General features: G+C 69.4%; 17 protein-coding genes. 3 read left to right on the top strand and 14 right to left on the bottom strand.

The genetic code is table 11. The features are described 5' to 3' along the window. Window positions 1-81: 81 nt before the first annotated feature. Complete coding sequence (locus EDD31_RS12970) at window positions 82-468, top strand: helix-turn-helix domain-containing protein (RefSeq protein WP_123304521.1); 387 nt, start codon at window positions 82-84, stop codon at window positions 466-468. Here the strand turns inward: EDD31_RS12970 and EDD31_RS12965 are convergent. The 13 genes from EDD31_RS12965 to EDD31_RS12905 all read right to left on the bottom strand — a co-directional run bounded on the left by EDD31_RS12965 (window position 365) and on the right by EDD31_RS12905 (window position 11,354). Beyond that, complete coding sequence (locus tag EDD31_RS12965) at window positions 365-1,042, bottom strand: ClpP family protease (RefSeq protein ID WP_123304520.1); 678 nt, start codon at window positions 1,040-1,042, stop codon at window positions 365-367. The two genes, EDD31_RS12970 and EDD31_RS12965, sit on opposite strands and share 104 nt — an antisense overlap. Further along, on the bottom strand, window positions 1,039-1,653 hold the full coding sequence (locus EDD31_RS12960) for a ClpP family protease (RefSeq protein WP_123304519.1): 615 nt from the start codon (window positions 1,651-1,653) through the stop codon (window positions 1,039-1,041). The genes EDD31_RS12965 and EDD31_RS12960 overlap by 4 nt, the downstream gene beginning before the upstream one ends. 109 nt (window positions 1,654-1,762) lie before the next feature. Further along, a complete protein-coding gene (locus tag EDD31_RS12955; protein WP_123304518.1) occupies window positions 1,763-2,644 on the bottom strand; it encodes a TrmH family RNA methyltransferase in 882 nt (293 codons plus the stop codon). A 53-nt stretch (window positions 2,645-2,697) separates the two neighbouring features. Further along, window positions 2,698-3,078, bottom strand: a complete 381-nt coding sequence (gene rplT, locus EDD31_RS12950) for a 50S ribosomal protein L20 (RefSeq protein ID WP_123304517.1) — start codon at window positions 3,076-3,078, stop codon at window positions 2,698-2,700. A gap of 40 nt (window positions 3,079-3,118) precedes the next feature. Continuing rightward, entirely contained in the window at window positions 3,119-3,313 is a 195-nt protein-coding gene (gene rpmI, locus EDD31_RS12945) for a 50S ribosomal protein L35 (RefSeq protein ID WP_123304516.1), read from the bottom strand. Window positions 3,314-3,400: 87 nt separating this feature from the next. Next, complete coding sequence (gene infC, locus EDD31_RS12940; RefSeq protein ID WP_245991204.1) at window positions 3,401-4,054, bottom strand: translation initiation factor IF-3; 654 nt, start codon at window positions 4,052-4,054, stop codon at window positions 3,401-3,403. 279 nt (window positions 4,055-4,333) lie between these two features. Then, window positions 4,334-6,523 (bottom strand): NAD(+) synthase, encoded by a 2,190-nt coding sequence (locus EDD31_RS12935; RefSeq protein WP_123304515.1) that lies wholly within the window; start codon window positions 6,521-6,523, stop codon window positions 4,334-4,336. A gap of 85 nt (window positions 6,524-6,608) precedes the next feature. After that, the gene (locus tag EDD31_RS12930) at window positions 6,609-7,415 is read right to left on the bottom strand and encodes an SseB family protein (protein WP_123304514.1); all 807 of its coding nucleotides are present in this window, start codon (window positions 7,413-7,415) and stop codon (window positions 6,609-6,611) included. Further along, complete coding sequence (gene priA / locus EDD31_RS12925; protein WP_123305542.1) at window positions 7,412-8,161, bottom strand: bifunctional 1-(5-phosphoribosyl)-5-((5-phosphoribosylamino)methylideneamino)imidazole-4-carboxamide isomerase/phosphoribosylanthranilate isomerase PriA; 750 nt, start codon at window positions 8,159-8,161, stop codon at window positions 7,412-7,414. Before priA ends, EDD31_RS12930 begins: the two co-directional genes overlap by 4 nt. Window positions 8,162-8,199: 38 nt before the next feature. After that, complete coding sequence (hisH, locus tag EDD31_RS12920) at window positions 8,200-8,886, bottom strand: imidazole glycerol phosphate synthase subunit HisH (RefSeq protein ID WP_123304513.1); 687 nt, start codon at window positions 8,884-8,886, stop codon at window positions 8,200-8,202. Next, window positions 8,876-9,595 (bottom strand): hypothetical protein, encoded by a 720-nt coding sequence (locus tag EDD31_RS12915; RefSeq protein ID WP_123304512.1) that lies wholly within the window; start codon window positions 9,593-9,595, stop codon window positions 8,876-8,878. The genes hisH and EDD31_RS12915 overlap by 11 nt, the downstream gene beginning before the upstream one ends. After that, a complete protein-coding gene (gene hisB / locus EDD31_RS12910) occupies window positions 9,592-10,200 on the bottom strand; it encodes an imidazoleglycerol-phosphate dehydratase HisB (RefSeq protein WP_123304511.1) in 609 nt (202 codons plus the stop codon). Before hisB ends, EDD31_RS12915 begins: the two co-directional genes overlap by 4 nt. Beyond that, on the bottom strand, window positions 10,197-11,354 hold the full coding sequence (locus EDD31_RS12905) for a histidinol-phosphate transaminase (protein ID WP_123304510.1): 1,158 nt from the start codon (window positions 11,352-11,354) through the stop codon (window positions 10,197-10,199). The genes hisB and EDD31_RS12905 overlap by 4 nt, the downstream gene beginning before the upstream one ends. A gap of 113 nt (window positions 11,355-11,467) precedes the next feature. Here EDD31_RS12905 and EDD31_RS12900 point away from each other — a divergent pair, with 113 nt between their 5' ends. Together EDD31_RS12900 and EDD31_RS12890 are read left to right on the top strand one after the other, a co-directional pair. Then, window positions 11,468-13,753 (top strand): RecQ family ATP-dependent DNA helicase, encoded by a 2,286-nt coding sequence (locus EDD31_RS12900; RefSeq protein WP_123304509.1) that lies wholly within the window; start codon window positions 11,468-11,470, stop codon window positions 13,751-13,753. A gap of 214 nt (window positions 13,754-13,967) precedes the next feature. Next, complete coding sequence (locus EDD31_RS12890) at window positions 13,968-14,390, top strand: YccF domain-containing protein (protein ID WP_123304508.1); 423 nt, start codon at window positions 13,968-13,970, stop codon at window positions 14,388-14,390. A gap of 192 nt (window positions 14,391-14,582) precedes the next feature. Here EDD31_RS12890 and EDD31_RS12885 read toward each other — a convergent pair whose 3' ends face one another. After that, window positions 14,583-15,212: a hypothetical protein gene (locus EDD31_RS12885; protein WP_148058953.1), complete on the bottom strand. Its 630-nt coding sequence runs from the start codon at window positions 15,210-15,212 to the stop codon at window positions 14,583-14,585. Window positions 15,213-15,344: the final 132 nt, after the last annotated feature.

Here is a 15,344-nt window from a genome sequence, read left to right as displayed (position 1 = left end):
TGGTCACCGTCCGGCTGGGCCGTTCCTCTGCTCTCAGCAGAACTCCCTCGGGGGCGTGCCCTCGTGTGGTGGGCTTGCGGTATGTCGATCCTGACCTTCCGCCGGATGACCCGCCGCGAACGCTTGTGGCGGGAGGTTCTGGGTGAGCAGTTGCGCGAGCGTCGCCGCGATCAGGGCCGCACGTTGACGGACACCGCACGGGCGGCCGGCCTCTCTCCCCAGTACCTCTCCGAGATCGAGCGCGGGCGCAAGGAGCCCTCGAGCGAGGTGGTCGCAGCGGTGGCGGAGGCCCTCGGAACCACGCTGCTTGAACTCACCGGCCAGGTCACCGAGCAGCTGCGGCGCGACGCCGCGGCAGCCACGCTCACCTCACTGTCCTCGGCGCCTCGCCACGCGGCGCATCGCCAGCGCCCAGCGTCGGCTCCGAGCCTTGGCTCCGGCGAGGTCCAGCTGAGCCTCGCGGCCTGAGGACCTCATCGACCAGGCCGTAGTCACGAGCCGCCAACGCGCTGAAGACCCGATGCCGGTCAGTGTCCCGGCGCAGGTCATCCAGTGGCCGGCCCGTGTGCTCGGAGAGGATTTCCTCGAGCTCGGCGCGCAGCCGGATCACCTCATCGGCATGCAGGATCAGGTCCGGAATGGTGCCGCGCCCCTGGATCGCCGGCTGGTGCAGGATGACCCGCGTGTGCGGCAGCACCGCCCGCTGACCGGGTGCGCCGCCGGCCAGCAGGACGGCCCCCGCAGCGAAGGCCTGGCCCACGCAGGTGGTCGCCACGGGAGCCTGGATGTACTGCATGGTGTCGTAGATGGCCAGTGTGGCCGCGGGATCTCCGCCCTCACAGTTGATGTAGAGGTTCACCGGGCTCTCCGGTGACTGCGACTCCAGATGCAGCAGCTGGGCGATGATCGTGTTCGCCACTCCGGCGTCGATGGCCGTGCCGAGGTAGACGATCCGTTCGGAGAGCAACTGGGAGTACACGTCCATCATGCGCTCGCCCCGAGGGTGAGCAGCAATGACGTGGGGGATCGGATACGCGCTCATGAGAGCACCCCCAAACCGGCGGCCCGGCGCCGTGGTGACGGCACGAGCTGAGTGAGATCCGGGGCCAGGTGGTCGATGAAGCCGTAGTCCCGGGCCTCCTCGGCGGTGAACCAGCGATCGTGCAGCGAATCCTCGAAGACCCGCTCGGGCTCCTGCCCGGTGTCCTGCGCGATGAGCCGCAGGACCGTGTCACGGGTGTGGCGCAGGTCGCCGGCTTGGACCTCGACCTCGACGGCGCTGCCACCGATGCCGGCGGAACCCTGATGCATGAGGATGCGGGCGTGCGGCAGGGCGAAGCGCTTGCCGGGAGTGCCCGCCGACAGCAGGAACTGACCGGCGCTGCAGGCCAATCCGAGAGCCACTGTCGCGACGTCGCAGGGGAGCATCTTCATGGCATCGCGGATGGCGAGCATCGCGGGCACGGAGCCGCCAGGTGAGTGGATCCATAGAGTGATGCCGGTCCGGGGATCCTCCGCGGACAGCAGGAGCAGGCGGGCGAGCAGCTCGGCACCGTTGGCGTCATCAAGCGGGCCGTCGAGGAGCAGCACTCGGCGGTGGGCGAGCTCGTCGCGCAGGCGAGGATTGAGCTGGGAAGCGTCGTCATCGGTCATGCCCTGAGCCTGACTGGCCTCCGGGCCACGAGCGCCCCGGCGCTGCTGAGAGCAGATCTGCTCTCAGCAGCGATCTCTCAGCACGGCTGGGCCTGACGCCACACCGCGTTCAGCGCTGTGCTCGCGCTGAGGCGTAGAGGCATAGGGCGGCTGCCGTGGCGAGGTTCAGCGACTCGGCCTGACCGTGGATGGGGATGCGGATGGCGGCATCGGCCAGGGCGAGCTGCTCGGCATTCAGTCCGCGGGCCTCGTGCCCGAAGAGCCATGCCGTCGGCGCGGTCAGGGCCGGGCCGGCGGTCTCGAGCATCGCGACCTCATCGGCCACCGAGCCGACCAGGGCCGGGGCACTCCCCTGTGCTGCGGCGGCGTCCAGGAGTTCATCGAGGTCATGATCCCCCTGGCCATCGGCCGCGAGCACCTGCAGGCCGCGCTCGTGCACCGCCGCGATGGCCGCGGACAGAGTCACCCCCGTGAGCACAGGAAGGTGGAAGCTCGATCCGGCGCCGGCGCGGACCACCTTGGGATTGGTCACGTCGACCGACCCGTTGCAGAACACCACGGCGTCCGCGCCAGCGGCGTCTGCGGCGCGAATCAGCGTGCCGGCATTGCCCGGATCGGTGACCTCAGCACAGATGGCAAGGAGACGCGGCGGTCGAGAGGGCAGTTCGGCCAAAGCCTCGAGGCCGCGATGCTGGGGGATCTCTGCCACCGCGAGGATCTCCTGCGCGTCCGGGCTCATGGCACGGAGCACTTCAGGGCTAGCGAGGTGGACGTACAGGCCGGACTCATCGGCTGCCTGCGGGATCTCGGGATACCGATTAGCAGCACCCTCGGTGAGGTAGACGTCGCGCACCGAGCTCGCGGCGTACTGCACTGCCTCACGAACGGCCTGCGGGCCTTCGACGAGATATCGGCCCTGCCTGGCACGCGCAGAGCGCCCGGAGAGTCCGGCCACCCGCCGCACCCTGTCGGCGCGGGGGTTGGTCAGCATCTCCGGGCGCTCCTCTCGAGACCGGTCAACGACCGGCCAGTCCCACTTCTGCGTCAGGCAGCGGGAGCGTTGACGTCGTCGGGCAGAGCCTTCTTCGCGGTCGCGACCAGCGCCTTGAAGGCCTCCGGCTCGTTGACGGCCAGCTCGGCCAGCATGCGACGGTCGACCTCGACCTCAGCGGCCTTCAGGCCCTGGATGAGGCGGTTGTAGGTCATGCCCTCGGCGCGGGCCGCCGCATTGATGCGCTGGATCCACAGCTTGCGGAACTCACCCTTGCGGGCCCGGCGGTCGCGGTAGGCGTAGGTGAACGAGTGCGTCACCTGCTCCTTGGCCTTGCGGTACAGCCTCGAGCGCTGACCCCGGTAGCCGGCGGCGCGCTCGAGGGTCGTGCGGCGCTTCTTCTGGGCGTTAACTGCCCGCTTGACGCGTGCCACGATTCATCTCCTTCAGTCGTTCAGGTTGGGTGCGCGTCGGTTACTTGCCGAGCAGGCGCTTGATCTTCTTCACGTCAACCGGAGCGACGTCCTGGTCCTGGGCCAAGCGGCGGGTCCGGCGGCTCGACTTGTGCTCGAGCAGGTGACGGCGGTTGGCCTGTTCCCGGCGCAGCTTGCCGCTACCAGTCAGCTTGAACCGCTTCTTCGCACCGGAGTGCGTCTTGTTCTTCGGCATATCAGCCTCGTCTCTCAATCTGCACGCGCGCGGACGCGTGCGTCGTCCTTCCCGGGTCTGACGCCCCGGGTCGTCTGTGGGGGCCGATCAGGCCTCGCTGGGGGCCTTGCCTTCTGCCTTGGCTGCGTGCTTCTCAGCCCGGCGGGCAGCTCGCTCGTCCTCACGGCGCTTGCGCTGCTCGCTCGTGGCCTCGGACTTCTTGCGGGTGGGGGCCACCACCATGGTCATGTTCCGGCCATCCTGACGCGGCGAGGACTCGACGGTACCGAGCTCGGCGATGTCCTCAGCCAGGCGCTGCAGCAGTCGCATGCCCATCTCGGGGCGGGACTGCTCACGACCACGGAACATGATCATGACCTTGACCTTGTCGCCGCCCTTGAGGAAACGCTCGACGTGACCCTTCTTGGTCTCGTAGTCGTGGTCGTCGATCTTCAGCCGGAAACGGATCTCCTTGAGTTGCGTGTTCGCCTGCTTACGGCGGGCGTCACGCTCCTTCACGGCGGACTCATACTTGAACTTGCCGTAGTCCATGAGCTTGGCCACGGGTGGGCGCGCCTCGGGCGCGACCTCCACGAGGTCGAGGTCGGCTTCCTGCGCGAGGCGCAGGGCGTCCTCAACCCGGACCACGCCGACCTGTTCGCCGCCGGGCCCGACCAGCCGGACTTCCGGTACGCGGATCCGGTCATTGATACGGGGTTCGCTGATGCTGAGCTCCTTCGTCCTTCGTGTTCCCCAGGCCACCGCACACACGAAGAAGGCCTCCGCCGTGCAATCGCACGCGGAGGCCTCAAACGGTCAGTGAAGCGACGGGACTCAACCCGCCACCACAACAGCACCACACCGGAGCGTCGTGCTGCTTGACCAGAACCCGGCCCCGTGAGGAACCCAGGTGGGAGAGACTCCGCTTGCGTGCTGGATCCTCGAGGTCACCAGCCGGTCGGACATCAGGTTACCACTGCCCTACCATCCACGTCCCGGTGGTGCTGCGCCGAGTATTCGTGGCGCTGGTCTCACCGGAGGTCAGCTCGCCCCGACGTCGCGGCCGGCGTCGTCGGTCTGTGGGACGCCGTCGCTGTCGGTGGCGTCCTCGAGCCCGAGCTCGGTCGCGAGAGAGTCGAGCTCCTTCAGCCAGGCGCGTGCGGTGCCGTCGGACGGGGCGCGCCACTCGCCGCGGGGGGACAACGCACCACCGGCCATGACCTTGGGACCATTGGGAATCGCCGAGCGCTTGAACTGACTGAAACCGAAGAAGCGGTCGAGGAAGACGCGCTCCCACGTCACGATGGTGGACAGCTCGTAGGAGTAGCGGCCCTCCTCGGGGAATCCGGGTGGCCAGGAACCCGAGTCGGCATCGCGCCATGCATGGTGGGCGAGGAAGGCGATTTTGGCGGGCCGGAAGCCGAAGCGCAGCACGTAGTAGAGGATGAAGTCGTGCAGCGAGTAGGGACCGATGGCGTCCTCGGTGGACTGCACCTCTTCCTCTTCGCCGGCGGGCACCAGTTCCGGGGTGATGCGCGTGTCGAGCACGTCGCGCAGCACCTCCGCGGCGTTCTCGTCGACCTCTCCGGAGGAGATGACCCAGCGCACCAGGTGCTGGATGAGGGTCTTCGGCACCCCGGTGTTCACCGCGTAGTGCGACATCTGGTCTCCGACACCGTAGGTGCACCATCCCAGTGCCATCTCCGAGAGATCCCCGGTGCCCACCACGATGCCGCCGCGGTCATTGGCCAGGCGGAAGAGGTAGTCGGTGCGCAGCCCGGCCTGCACGTTCTCGAAGGTCACGTCGTAGACCGGCTCCCCGCCGGCGAAGGGGTGCCCGATCTGGGTGAGCATCTCCTCGGCTGCCGGCCGGATGTCGATCTCCTCGAAGCTGATGCCAAGAGCCTTGCCCAGCGCGTGAGCGTTGGAGCGGGTGCGCTCGCCGGTAGCGAAGCCGGGGAGGGTGAACCCGAGGATGTCGCTGCGTGGCCGCCCGAGGCGGTCCATGGCGCGCACGGCCACCAGCAATGCGTGCGTGGAGTCCAACCCGCCGGAGACGCCGATCACGAGCTTGGGCTCACCGATGGCCTGCATGCGCTGGGCCAGAGCGGTGACCTGGATGGCGAAGGCCTCGTAGCAGTCCTGGTCGAGCTGGGCCTCGGAGTTGGGCACGAAGGGGAAGCGGTCGATCGCGCGGCGCAGGCCGACGTCCGTGACGGGCGGCTCGACCTCGACCATCAGGCGGCGGTAGTGCCCCTCGGAGGTCGTGTCGCCCCGGGAATGGTGATGCTGCTCCACCGAGCGGGCGTTGTCGTCGAAGGTGCCCATGCGCTGGCGCTCCTGGCGGAGCAGGTCGAGATCGACATCGGCCACCGAGCGGCGGGGCCCGTCGGGGAAGCGGTCGGTCTCAGCGAGCAGCACGCCGTTCTCGTAGATCATGGTCTGCCCGTCCCAGGAGAGGTCATTGCTCGACTCCCCCTGCCCGGCAGCGGCGTAGAGGTAGGCGGCCAGGCAGCGTGAGGACGCAGACTTCGCGAGGAGGTGCCGCTCCGCGGCACGGCCCACGGTGATCGGCGAGCCGGAGAGGTTGACCAGCACCGTGGCCCCGGCCAGTGCCGCCTGGGCACTCGGTGGCACCGGAACCCACATGTCCTCGCAGATCTCAACATGGATGGTCAGGCCGGGAACGTCGACCGCCTCCGTCAGCAGATCGACGCCGAAGGGCACCTCGAGAGGCCCGAGATCTTCGTCCGAACTGCCACGGCCTGGCCGCCTGGGTGCGCCGACGGTGATCCACTGGCCTCGGATGCCGGCACCCGAGGCGAAGTGCCGGGCTTCGTAAAACTCCCGGTAGGTGGGCATCATCTGTTTCGGGACCACGCCGAGGATCTCGCCCCGGTGGATGAGCACCGCGCAGTTGTAGAGCCGATGCCGCCAGCGCAGCGGCGCACCAACCACGATCACCGGGAGGAGGTCGGCCGAGGCCCGGGCGATCGCCGACAGCGCCGCTCCGGTGGCCTCGAGCACGGCGTCCTGCAAGAACAGGTCGTCGATCGCGTAGCCGGTCAGGCACAGCTCCGGGAAGACAGCGAGGGCCACTCCCTCCTCGTGGCATGCGCGCACCTCGGTGATGACCGCGTCGGCGTTGGTGGCGGGATCAGCGATGGCGACCGGGATGGTGCAGGAGGCCACGCGGGCGAAACCATGGGAGTAGACCGACTCGAAGCTCATGCGCCGAGTCTGTCAGGTGAGCGGCGTGCTCTCATCCGGAGGACGACGCGCCGGGCGTGGCCCAGCGCGACCGAGCAGCCCTGCGCTATCCGGCCATGACCTGCGGGGCCAGCTCCAGCGAGTCCGACCGCTCCCGGATGAGCGCATCGTTGCTCAGTGCCTGGGAGGCCGCATTCAGCACCTCACGCAAACGCTCGGGGGTGACGTCGGCGCGCACCGCGAGCCGGATGCGCAGTTCGGATCGGTCACCCGGCTCGGTCCGCAGGCCGACAAGTTCGGTCAGTCCGCGCAGTGCCTGCGTGGCCGCGTGTGTGACCTCGGGATCCTCCCAGGACGGTGTCCACGGCTGCTGACGGGCAATGGCCCACACGGCCGGTCGCGGCACCAGCACGGTCAGCTCGTTGCCCGGGTCGAGGACGAGCAAGGAGTCCGACTCCTGAACCGCCGCCAGCGCAGCGCGTGCGCCCTCAACCGGGACCGGGCGGGCGGTGGCATCCCAGGCCTGGAGCGCGTCCACCGAGGAGAAGACCGGCACGGCCGACCGCCCATCCGGGGTGCGGACCGAGACCAGGTTGGCCGAGGCCATCGCGTCCCCTGAGCGGTCACCGAGCCGGAACGTGTCCGCGGCGTGCGGCTTGGGGTTGCCGTGCTCGTCGGTGCCGGGATGCTCGTGGGCAACGATCGGGGCGAGCACTCGCGTCTCCCGCAGCGCGGCGACGACTGCCACGACGCGCTGCGGGCGGCTCTCCAGGGCGAGCGCCGCCGCCATCGCGGGCTGGATAGCGCCGTCATCGCCGGAGAAGGGGTTGGGCTTGAGATGCCGGCCGGCCCAGGGCTGCCCTGCGGAATCCGCCCGGTGCTCGGGGCCGGGGCCGCGGTGCTGTTCGGTCACGGGCGTCCCGCGAGGTCGAGCGCCTCGACGAGCGTGAAGTTCCCGGCGTACAGCGCCTTGCCAACGATGGCCCCCTCCACGCCCTCGCCCGTGAGCTCACGGAGCGCGGCGATGTCGTCCAGGGAGGAGATGCCGCCGGAGGCGACGACCGGGGCATCGGTACGGGCGCACATCAGCCGGAGCAGGTCCACATTGGGGCCCTGCAGGGTGCCGTCCTTGGTGACGTCGGTGACCACGTATCGCGCGCAGCCGTCGGCTTCGAGCCGCTCGAGGACCTGCCAGAGGTTGCCGCCTTCGCGGGTCCATCCTCGGGCAGCCAGGGTCTCGCCGCGCACGTCGAGGCCGACCGCGATCCGCTCGCCGTACTGGGCGATGGCTCGTGAGGTCCATGCGGGATCCTCCAGGGCTGCGGTCCCGAGGTTGACTCGTACGGCACCGGTCTCCAGCGCTCGTTCCAATGAGGCGTCGTCGCGGATCCCACCGGAGAGCTCGACCTTGACGCCGAGTTCGGCCACGATGCGCGCGAGGAGATCATGGTTGGAGCCACGGCCGAAGGCGGCGTCGAGGTCGACCAGGTGGATCCACTCGGCACCCTGTTCCACCCAGGCTGCTGCCGCATCCGCAGGATCGCCGTAGGAGGTCTCTGAGCCGGCCTCGCCCTGCACCAGGCGCACCGCCTGCCCATCGACGACGTCGACCGCGGGCAGCAGCTCGAGGCGGGGTGCGGATGGGTCAGTGGTGGTCATGCGCTCTCTCTCATCGGGGATGGTCATGTTCTCGGAGTTCACAGGCTCTGGACCCAGTTGCCCAGCAACCGGGCTCCGGCATCGCCAGACTTCTCCGGGTGGAACTGGGTGGCTGCGAGCGGGCCGTTCTCCACGGCCGCCACGAAGCGACCGCCATGCTCGGCCCAGGTCACCAGCGGCGGTGTCAGACGGGGGTTGTTCAGACTGGCGGCGGGGTCGGACTGCACGGCGTAGGAGTGCACGAAGTAGAAGCGTTCGCCGGACAGCCCCTCAAAGAGCACCGAGCCCTGCGGGGCCTCCACGGGGGACCATCCCATGTGCGGGACGACAGGCGCGTCGAGGCGCGTCACCTCACCGGGCCACTCCCCCAGCCCCGGCGTGCGCACCGGCTCGGCGTGCTCGGGCGTCTCGCGACGTCCTCCGTTCTCGGTGCCGGCCTCGAACAGGATCTGCAGGCCCACGCAGATGCCCAGCACCGGGCGCCCGCCGGCCAGTCGCCGCTCGATGAGTTGATCGCCGCGCACCGAGCGCAGCGCCGTCATGACCGCAGCGAAGGCTCCCACGCCCGGCACGACCAGACCGTCTGCCGCCATCGCGGCGCCGTGATCGGCAGTCAGTTCGACCTCGGCTCCCACGCGCTCCAGAGCCCGGACCACGGAACGGACGTTACCCGAGCCGTAGTCGAGAACCACGACCTTCTTGGCGGGCTGAGAATCAGTCGCCATCCTGCTGGCCTCCCTCGGATCTCTTGCCGCGCCCACGCATCAGGCGCCCGAGCACGCCCAGGGCCTTGCGGCGCGGCAGTTCGCCGGAGCGAAGGCGGCCCGGGACGTCACCGGGGCGCGCGCGACCCAGGATCAGGTCCTCGACCACTTGATCGGCGCCGGCGAGGATCAGGCCGGCCGGCACGTCCTCGGTCTCCCCCTCGACGGCTTTGCCTTCCGGCACGCTGTAGCGGCGCGCGGTGAGTTGCCCGGAGAGTCCGGTCTCGATGCCCACGTCATTGGCCAGATCGCCGCAGATGAGCACCACGTCGTGGCGGACCACGCGAACCAGATCGCGCGCGAGGGTCTCTGCTGCCGGCGGGAAGCCTTCGTTGTGACCGCCGAGCAGTTCAGCGATGTCCCAGTCGCCGTCGCTGGCAGCCTTCTGGGGGGTGACTTCGAGGACGACGACGGCGCCGGTGCGTGCGGGCACGATCTCGACGTCGAGGCCGGCCACGGAGCACAGCGCGCCGAGAGCTTCCGCTGAGGCCACGGGCGTGAGGATCAGCGCCAGCCGGCCCGGCTCCTGGGCCGCGCCGGAGGCCGGCGCCTCTGTCGAGGTGGGACCCTCGGCATTCAAGGCGGCGATCATGCGCTCGACCTCGGCCTCGGTCAGCGGGTTCTCTCCCTCAGCACCCTGCTCGCGCGGGGCATCGCCGGAGCTGGTCACAGGGCGCCCTTGGTGGAGGGCACACCCTCCACCCGCGCATCGGGCTCGATGGCGGCTCGGAGGGCTCGTGCGAGTGCCTTGAACTGTGCTTCCACGATGTGGTGGGGGTCGCGCCCGGCGAGCACCCGGACGTGCAGACAGATCCCCGCGTGGTGGGCGATGGACTCGAAGACGTGGCGAGTCAGCGAGCCGGTGAAGTGCCCGCCGATGAGGTGGAAGGCCTGCCCTTCGGGTTCGCCGCTGTGCACCAGGTAGGGCCGGCCGGAGACGTCCACGACCGCCTGGGCCAGTGCCTCATCGAGAGGCACCAGGGCGTCGCCGAAGCGGGAGATGCCCGCCTTGTCGCCCAGAGCCTGCCTGAGCGCCTGGCCGAGGCAGATGGCCACGTCCTCCACGGTGTGGTGGGCGTCGATGTGCGTGTCACCGGTGGCGCGCACCGTCAGGTCGATCAGGGAGTGCTTGGCCAGAGCCGTGAGCATGTGGTCGTAGAAGGGCACCGTGGTGGAGATCTCGGGGCGCCCGGCGCCATCGAGGTTCAGTTCGACGGTGACGTCCGACTCCGACGTCGTGCGCGTGATGCGCGCTGTGCGGTCCGTGTTGCTCACCGGGGATCAACCTCCTGTAACGCGGCTGTGAATGCCGCCATTTCCTGCGGTGTGCCGACCGACACGCGCAACCAGCCCGCTGGTCCAGTCTCCCGGATCAGCACGCCACGTTCCAGCAGACCATTCCACACCGCGTGGCGGTCCTCGAACATCCCGAAGAGTACGAAGTTCGCATCCGAGTCGGCGACGGCGTGCCCACGCGCGCGCAGCCACTCCACCAGATCGTCCCGCTCCTGACGCAGCGAGGCCACCTGGGCGATGAACTCCTCGCGATGCCGCAGCGCGGCCAGTGCCGCCGCTTGGGTGACGGCCGAGAGGTGGTAGGGCAGCCGCACGACGCGCAGGTGCTCGACCAGCGCCGGTGCAGCTGCCAGGTACCCCAGGCGCAGTCCGGCCATGCCGAAGGCCTTGGACATGGTGCGGCTGACTGTCAGGTGCGGGTGCTCATGGAGGAGCGTCAGGGCGCTCGCCACCCCGGCGCGACGGAACTCGCCGTAGGCCTCGTCGACCACGACGACGGAATCGGTGTGCCCGCCATCGGGCCCGGCCGGTCCTGATCCGCGCGCGGCATCGAGCACCGCTACCACGGTCTCCAGTGGCAGGGCTGTGCCCGTGGGGTTGTTGGGGCTGGTCAGGACGATGAGCGCGGGGTGGTGCCGGCGGATCAGGTCCGCGGCGTGTGCGGGATCGAGGGTGAAGTCGGCGCTACGCCGGCCCGTGACCCAGGTGGTGTGGGTATCCCGGGCGTACTCGGGGTACATCGAGTAGGTGGGGTCGAAGGAGATCGCGGTGCGGCCCGGCCCGCCGTAGGCCTGGAAGAGGTGGAGCATCACCTCGTTCGACCCGTTGGCGGCCCAGATCTGCTCGGCCGGCACCCGCACGCCGGACTCGATGCGCAGGTACTCGGAGAGCTCGGCGCGCAGTTCGGCGAACTCACGGTCCGGGTAGCGATTCAGTCCGGTGGCGGCCTTGGCCACGGACTCGGCAATGTCCGAGACCACCTCTTCTGAAGGTGAGTGCGGGTTCTCGTTGACGTTGAGTAGCACGGGCACGTCGAGCTGGGGGGCGCCGTAGGGGTGCAATCCCTCCAGGCCTGGGCGGAGAGGGAGCCGGGCCTCGGGACCGGGCCCGCTGGCGTCGACGTCGCTGGTCACGCGGCCAGTTTAGTGATCGCGTGCGTGCGCGGTTGCCCGGCCCACGGATCGGGCATGTGGCCTCGGCTACGCGTCGGCGCTCCAGCGTCGGTGGCGCGTGAGACGGTGACGCCATGACTGACACCGTAGCGACCGCATCCGCCGGCTCTCTGCGCGAGCAGGCCGAGGCTGCCCTGCGAGCCCTGGTGGGCCATGACGCAGCGCAGCTTCGCGAGGATCAGTGGCGGGCCATCGAGGCCCTCGTGGCCCAACACCGGCGTGCGCTGGTGGTGGAACGCACGGGCTGGGGGAAGTCTGCGGTGTACTTCGTGGCGACGGCGCTGCTGCGTTCCGGCGCTGCCGGCCACCGGGCCGGCCCCACCGTCATCGTCTCTCCCTTGCTGGCGCTGATGCGCGATCAGATCGCGGCCGCCACCCGGGCGGGCATCCGGGCGGTGACGATCAACTCCGCGAACGTGACTGAATGGGAGGCCGTTCATGCCGGCATCGCCGCCGGTGAGGTGGACGTGCTGCTGTGTTCTCCGGAGCGACTGAACAACCCCGCCTTCCGGGACGAGGTGCTCCCCCGGCTGGCGGCCAGCGCCGGGCTCGTGGTGGTGGACGAGGCGCACTGCATTTCCGATTGGGGTCACGATTTCCGGCCGGATTACCGTCGCATCCGCACGCTGCTCGCTGAGCTGCCCGCGGGCATCCCGGTGCTGGCCACCACCGCGACGGCGAACGCCCGGGTGAGCGCCGACGTTGCCGAGCAACTCGGACTCGGGGCGGGGCCGGTCGCAGACGCCCACTCTCCGGGCGCGGATCCGGGCAGTAGCAACGGCGTCCTGGTGCTGCGCGGGAGCTTGGACCGGGACTCCCTGCACCTGGCGGTGGTGCGCCTGCGCGACCAGGTGGCGCGGGTGGCCTGGTTGGGGAGCCAGCTCTCCCGCTGGCAGGGATCGGGAATCATCTACTCCCTCACGGTGGCCTCGGCCGAGACAGTCGCCGCTCAGCTGCGCGAGGCGGGGCATGAGGTGGCCGCGTACACCGGCCGCACCGACCCGGCCGAACGGGAGCGGCTCGAGGCTGATCTCAAGGAGAATCGCGTCAAGGCTCTGGTGGCCACTTCCGCTCTGGGGATGGGCTTCGACAAGCCGGATCTCGCTTTTGTGGTGCATCTCGGCGCGCCGTCCTCGCCCATTGCCTACTACCAGCAGGTGGGACGGGCCGGCCGTGGTGTCGACCGCGCCGACGTGGTGCTGCTGCCGGGCGCGGAGGATCAGGACATCTGGGCGTACTTCGGGTCCATGGGCTTCCCGCCGGAGCTGGAGGTTCGCCGCACCCTCGACGCGCTCGCGCAGCACGGCACGATGTCGACCGCGGCACTGGAGACCCAGGTGAATCTGCGCCGCACCCGGCTCGAGACCATGCTCAAGGTTCTCGATGTGGACGGCGCCGTGCGGCGCGTGCGGGGAGGCTGGGAGAGCACCGGGCAGGAGTGGCATTACGACCAGGAGCGCTACGACCGGGTGGCGCGCGCACGCGAAGCCGAACAGCGTTCCATGCTCGAGTACGTGGCCCTCGAGGATGCCTGCCGAATGGCCTTCCTGCGCGGACTGCTCGATGATCCCGAGTTGCCGCAGGGGTGGCGTTGCGGGCGATGCGATCGCTGCGGCGGCATGGAGCTGGATCGTGAGGTCGAAGCCGGTGCCCTCGAGCAAGCACGGGCCGCACTGTATCGCCCCGGTGTGGAGATCGCGGTCCGCCGGCAGTGGCCATCGGGGATGGGCGCACTGGGCGTGGAACTCTCCGGCAAGATCCCGGAGAGCGAACGCGCCGAGGCCGGCCGCGCGGTGGCGCGCATGGATGGCCTGGGCTGGTCTTCGGCGCTACGCGAGCTCTTCGAAGCCCGGTACGCCGAGGATCACCAGGGCGCGGATGCCAGTCCTGTCCTGGACAGCGCGGACGCAGTGGCACGCGGAGGCCGAGACGGTCTCGTTCCCCCGGCGCTGCGCGGCGCGGTCAAGGAGGTGCTCGGCTCCTGGCAGGCAGGTCGCATCGACGGCGTGGTGATGGTGGCGTCTGCCAACCGGTCGCGGCTAGTCGAGCACCTGGCCCGCGGTGTCGCTCAGGTTCTCGGGGTTCCGCTGGTGGGGGCGATCGGCCCCAAGACCGACGCGGGTAGCGGTGAGGCGACTCCCCCGTCGCGGCATGACGTCAACTCCGCCCAGCGCTTGGCCGCGGTGAGCCGCCGACTCGGCCTCCAGCTGAGCGAGGGTGCTGCTGACGGGCTGCCCGGGCGGCGTGTGCTGTTGATCGATGACTACACAGACTCTGGATGGACGCTGACCGTCAGCGCACGCCTCCTGCGTCACGCGGGAGCCGATGCGGTGTTGCCCTTCGTGTTGGCCCAGAGGTAGCGGCCCCGAGGCGACTCGTTCCAGCGGGTCGCGCCAGGGCCAGCAGGGCCAGCAGGGCCAGCAGGGCCAGCAGGGCCAGCAGGGCCAGCAGGGCCAGCAGGGCCAGCAGGGCCAGCACGATGTTGCCGCGCGCGGCCCGTGCCACGAGGCTCAGGAGGGCTGGCTGGAGTGCACATCCCGCGGACGCTCACACGATTCGTGCCAGACTCTGCCCGTGCGCGCCATCCTGAACATCATCTGGCTGGTTTTCGGCGGCTTCTGGCTTGCTCTCGGCTACTTCCTCTTCGGCCTTCTCGCCTGCCTCTTGATCATCACAATTCCGCTCGGTGTGGCCTCCATGCGCATGGCCAGCTACGCGTTGTGGCCCTTTGGGCGCACGGTGATCCGCCGTCGCCGCGTCGATAGTGTCTCCACGGTGGCCAATGTGATCTGGGTCGTGATCGCAGGCGTCTGGCTCGCCATCGGCCACCTCGTCACCGCCGCCGCCCAGGCCGTCACGATCATTGGCATCCCCCTGGCGATCGCGAACATCAAGATGATCCCGGTGACGATCTTCCCGTTCGGTAAGGACATCGTGAGCACGCGCTACCTCCCCCAGGGCACCTCCGTCGCCCATCAGGTCGACCTGCGACCCTGAGGGATCCCTCACCGCGCGTCTAAGCCCCATGACCGGACCCGCACCACGCTGACTGCCGCCTGAGTCCGTCACTGCCGCGCGCGCGGGCGGCGGTGTCTGCATGAGGTGGCAGTCAGCAACATGGGAAGCCTGAGCCAATCCGGATGGCTGGTTCGGAGGCTTCAGCTGGTCCAGGCAAACGTGGCGCTCCTGTCACCGTGAACGGGCTCGACCCGTCGCGGCTTCGATTCTGCGACGCACCAAGGCGACGTCGCCAAGGGAGCGCGCATCGAACCGGACTATCTCGTATCCCAGGTCCCGGATCGCGTGTTCGCGGTCCTTCTCCCTGCGGAGTGTGCGCGCAGCCGCCTTCCCATCGTCATCGAGGTACTTCGAGAGACCGTCAACCTCGACGACGACCATGCCGCCCTTGAGGCGTAGATCGACGCGGGCAACGAACACGCCTTGCGGGGTCATCAGTTCAGGTTGCGGCTCGACCGGGTAGCCAAGTTGTTCGAGCAAGACCCGAGCTCGAGATTCTTGCGGCGACTCCGCCCGTCCATCGGAGTGCTCGACCGCCGCCTCGGCAGCGCGGACTCCGCGGTGCCCACCCAGTCGTCGAAGCCAGCGCCACGCCTCGTCCTTGGTCGCGACACCCTGATGCAACACCGCATCGAGTGCGGCCACTCCCGCCGTCAAGCCATGCACCTGGGCGACCCCGACGGCGGCAAGCGCCGGAGGCACACACATCACGCCGTCGACCTTCTCGGTGCGGAGTCCCTCGAGCCGCTGGTGCAGGATGAACCCGCGCCGACAACGCGGCGGTCCACCGTCGGTTCGCATCATATGAACTCGGCGCGGTGATGCGAGCAACGGCAGCCCGTGAACCGCAGCCGCTGACGAATGGCTCAGCGCAGGCCCCTCTGGCTCATCTGCCCTGTTCTCCATGTGAGCCAGGACTGCCCGCGAGCGAAG

This window comes from Bogoriella caseilytica (assembly GCF_003752405.1).
Classification (GTDB): Bacteria; Actinomycetota; Actinomycetes; order Actinomycetales; family Actinomycetaceae; genus Allobogoriella; species Allobogoriella caseilytica.
Note: the sequence above shows the minus strand (reverse complement) of the source record. Positions and strands in the feature narration are given on the sequence as shown.

Bases quoted from the DNA above. Each gene is read 5' to 3' on its own strand.
- EDD31_RS12970 (WP_123304521.1), top strand. From the start codon at position 82: ATGTCGATCCTGACCTTCCGCCGGATGACCCGCCGCGAACGCTTGTGG.
- EDD31_RS12965 (WP_123304520.1), bottom strand. From the start codon at position 1,042: ATGAGCGCGTATCCGATCCCCCACGTCATTGCTGCTCACCCTCGGGGC.
- EDD31_RS12960 (WP_123304519.1), bottom strand. From the start codon at position 1,653: ATGACCGATGACGACGCTTCCCAGCTCAATCCTCGCCTGCGCGACGAG.
- EDD31_RS12955 (WP_123304518.1), bottom strand. From the start codon at position 2,644: ATGCTGACCAACCCCCGCGCCGACAGGGTGCGGCGGGTGGCCGGACTC.
- rpmI (WP_123304516.1), bottom strand. From the start codon at position 3,313: ATGCCGAAGAACAAGACGCACTCCGGTGCGAAGAAGCGGTTCAAGCTG.
- EDD31_RS12935 (WP_123304515.1), bottom strand. From the start codon at position 6,523: ATGAGCTTCGAGTCGGTCTACTCCCATGGTTTCGCCCGCGTGGCCTCC.
- priA (WP_123305542.1), bottom strand. From the start codon at position 8,161: ATGACCACCACTGACCCATCCGCACCCCGCCTCGAGCTGCTGCCCGCG.
- hisH (WP_123304513.1), bottom strand. From the start codon at position 8,886: ATGGCGACTGATTCTCAGCCCGCCAAGAAGGTCGTGGTTCTCGACTAC.
- EDD31_RS12900 (WP_123304509.1), top strand. From the start codon at position 11,468: ATGACTGACACCGTAGCGACCGCATCCGCCGGCTCTCTGCGCGAGCAG.
- EDD31_RS12885 (WP_148058953.1), bottom strand. From the start codon at position 15,212: ATGCGAACCGACGGTGGACCGCCGCGTTGTCGGCGCGGGTTCATCCTG.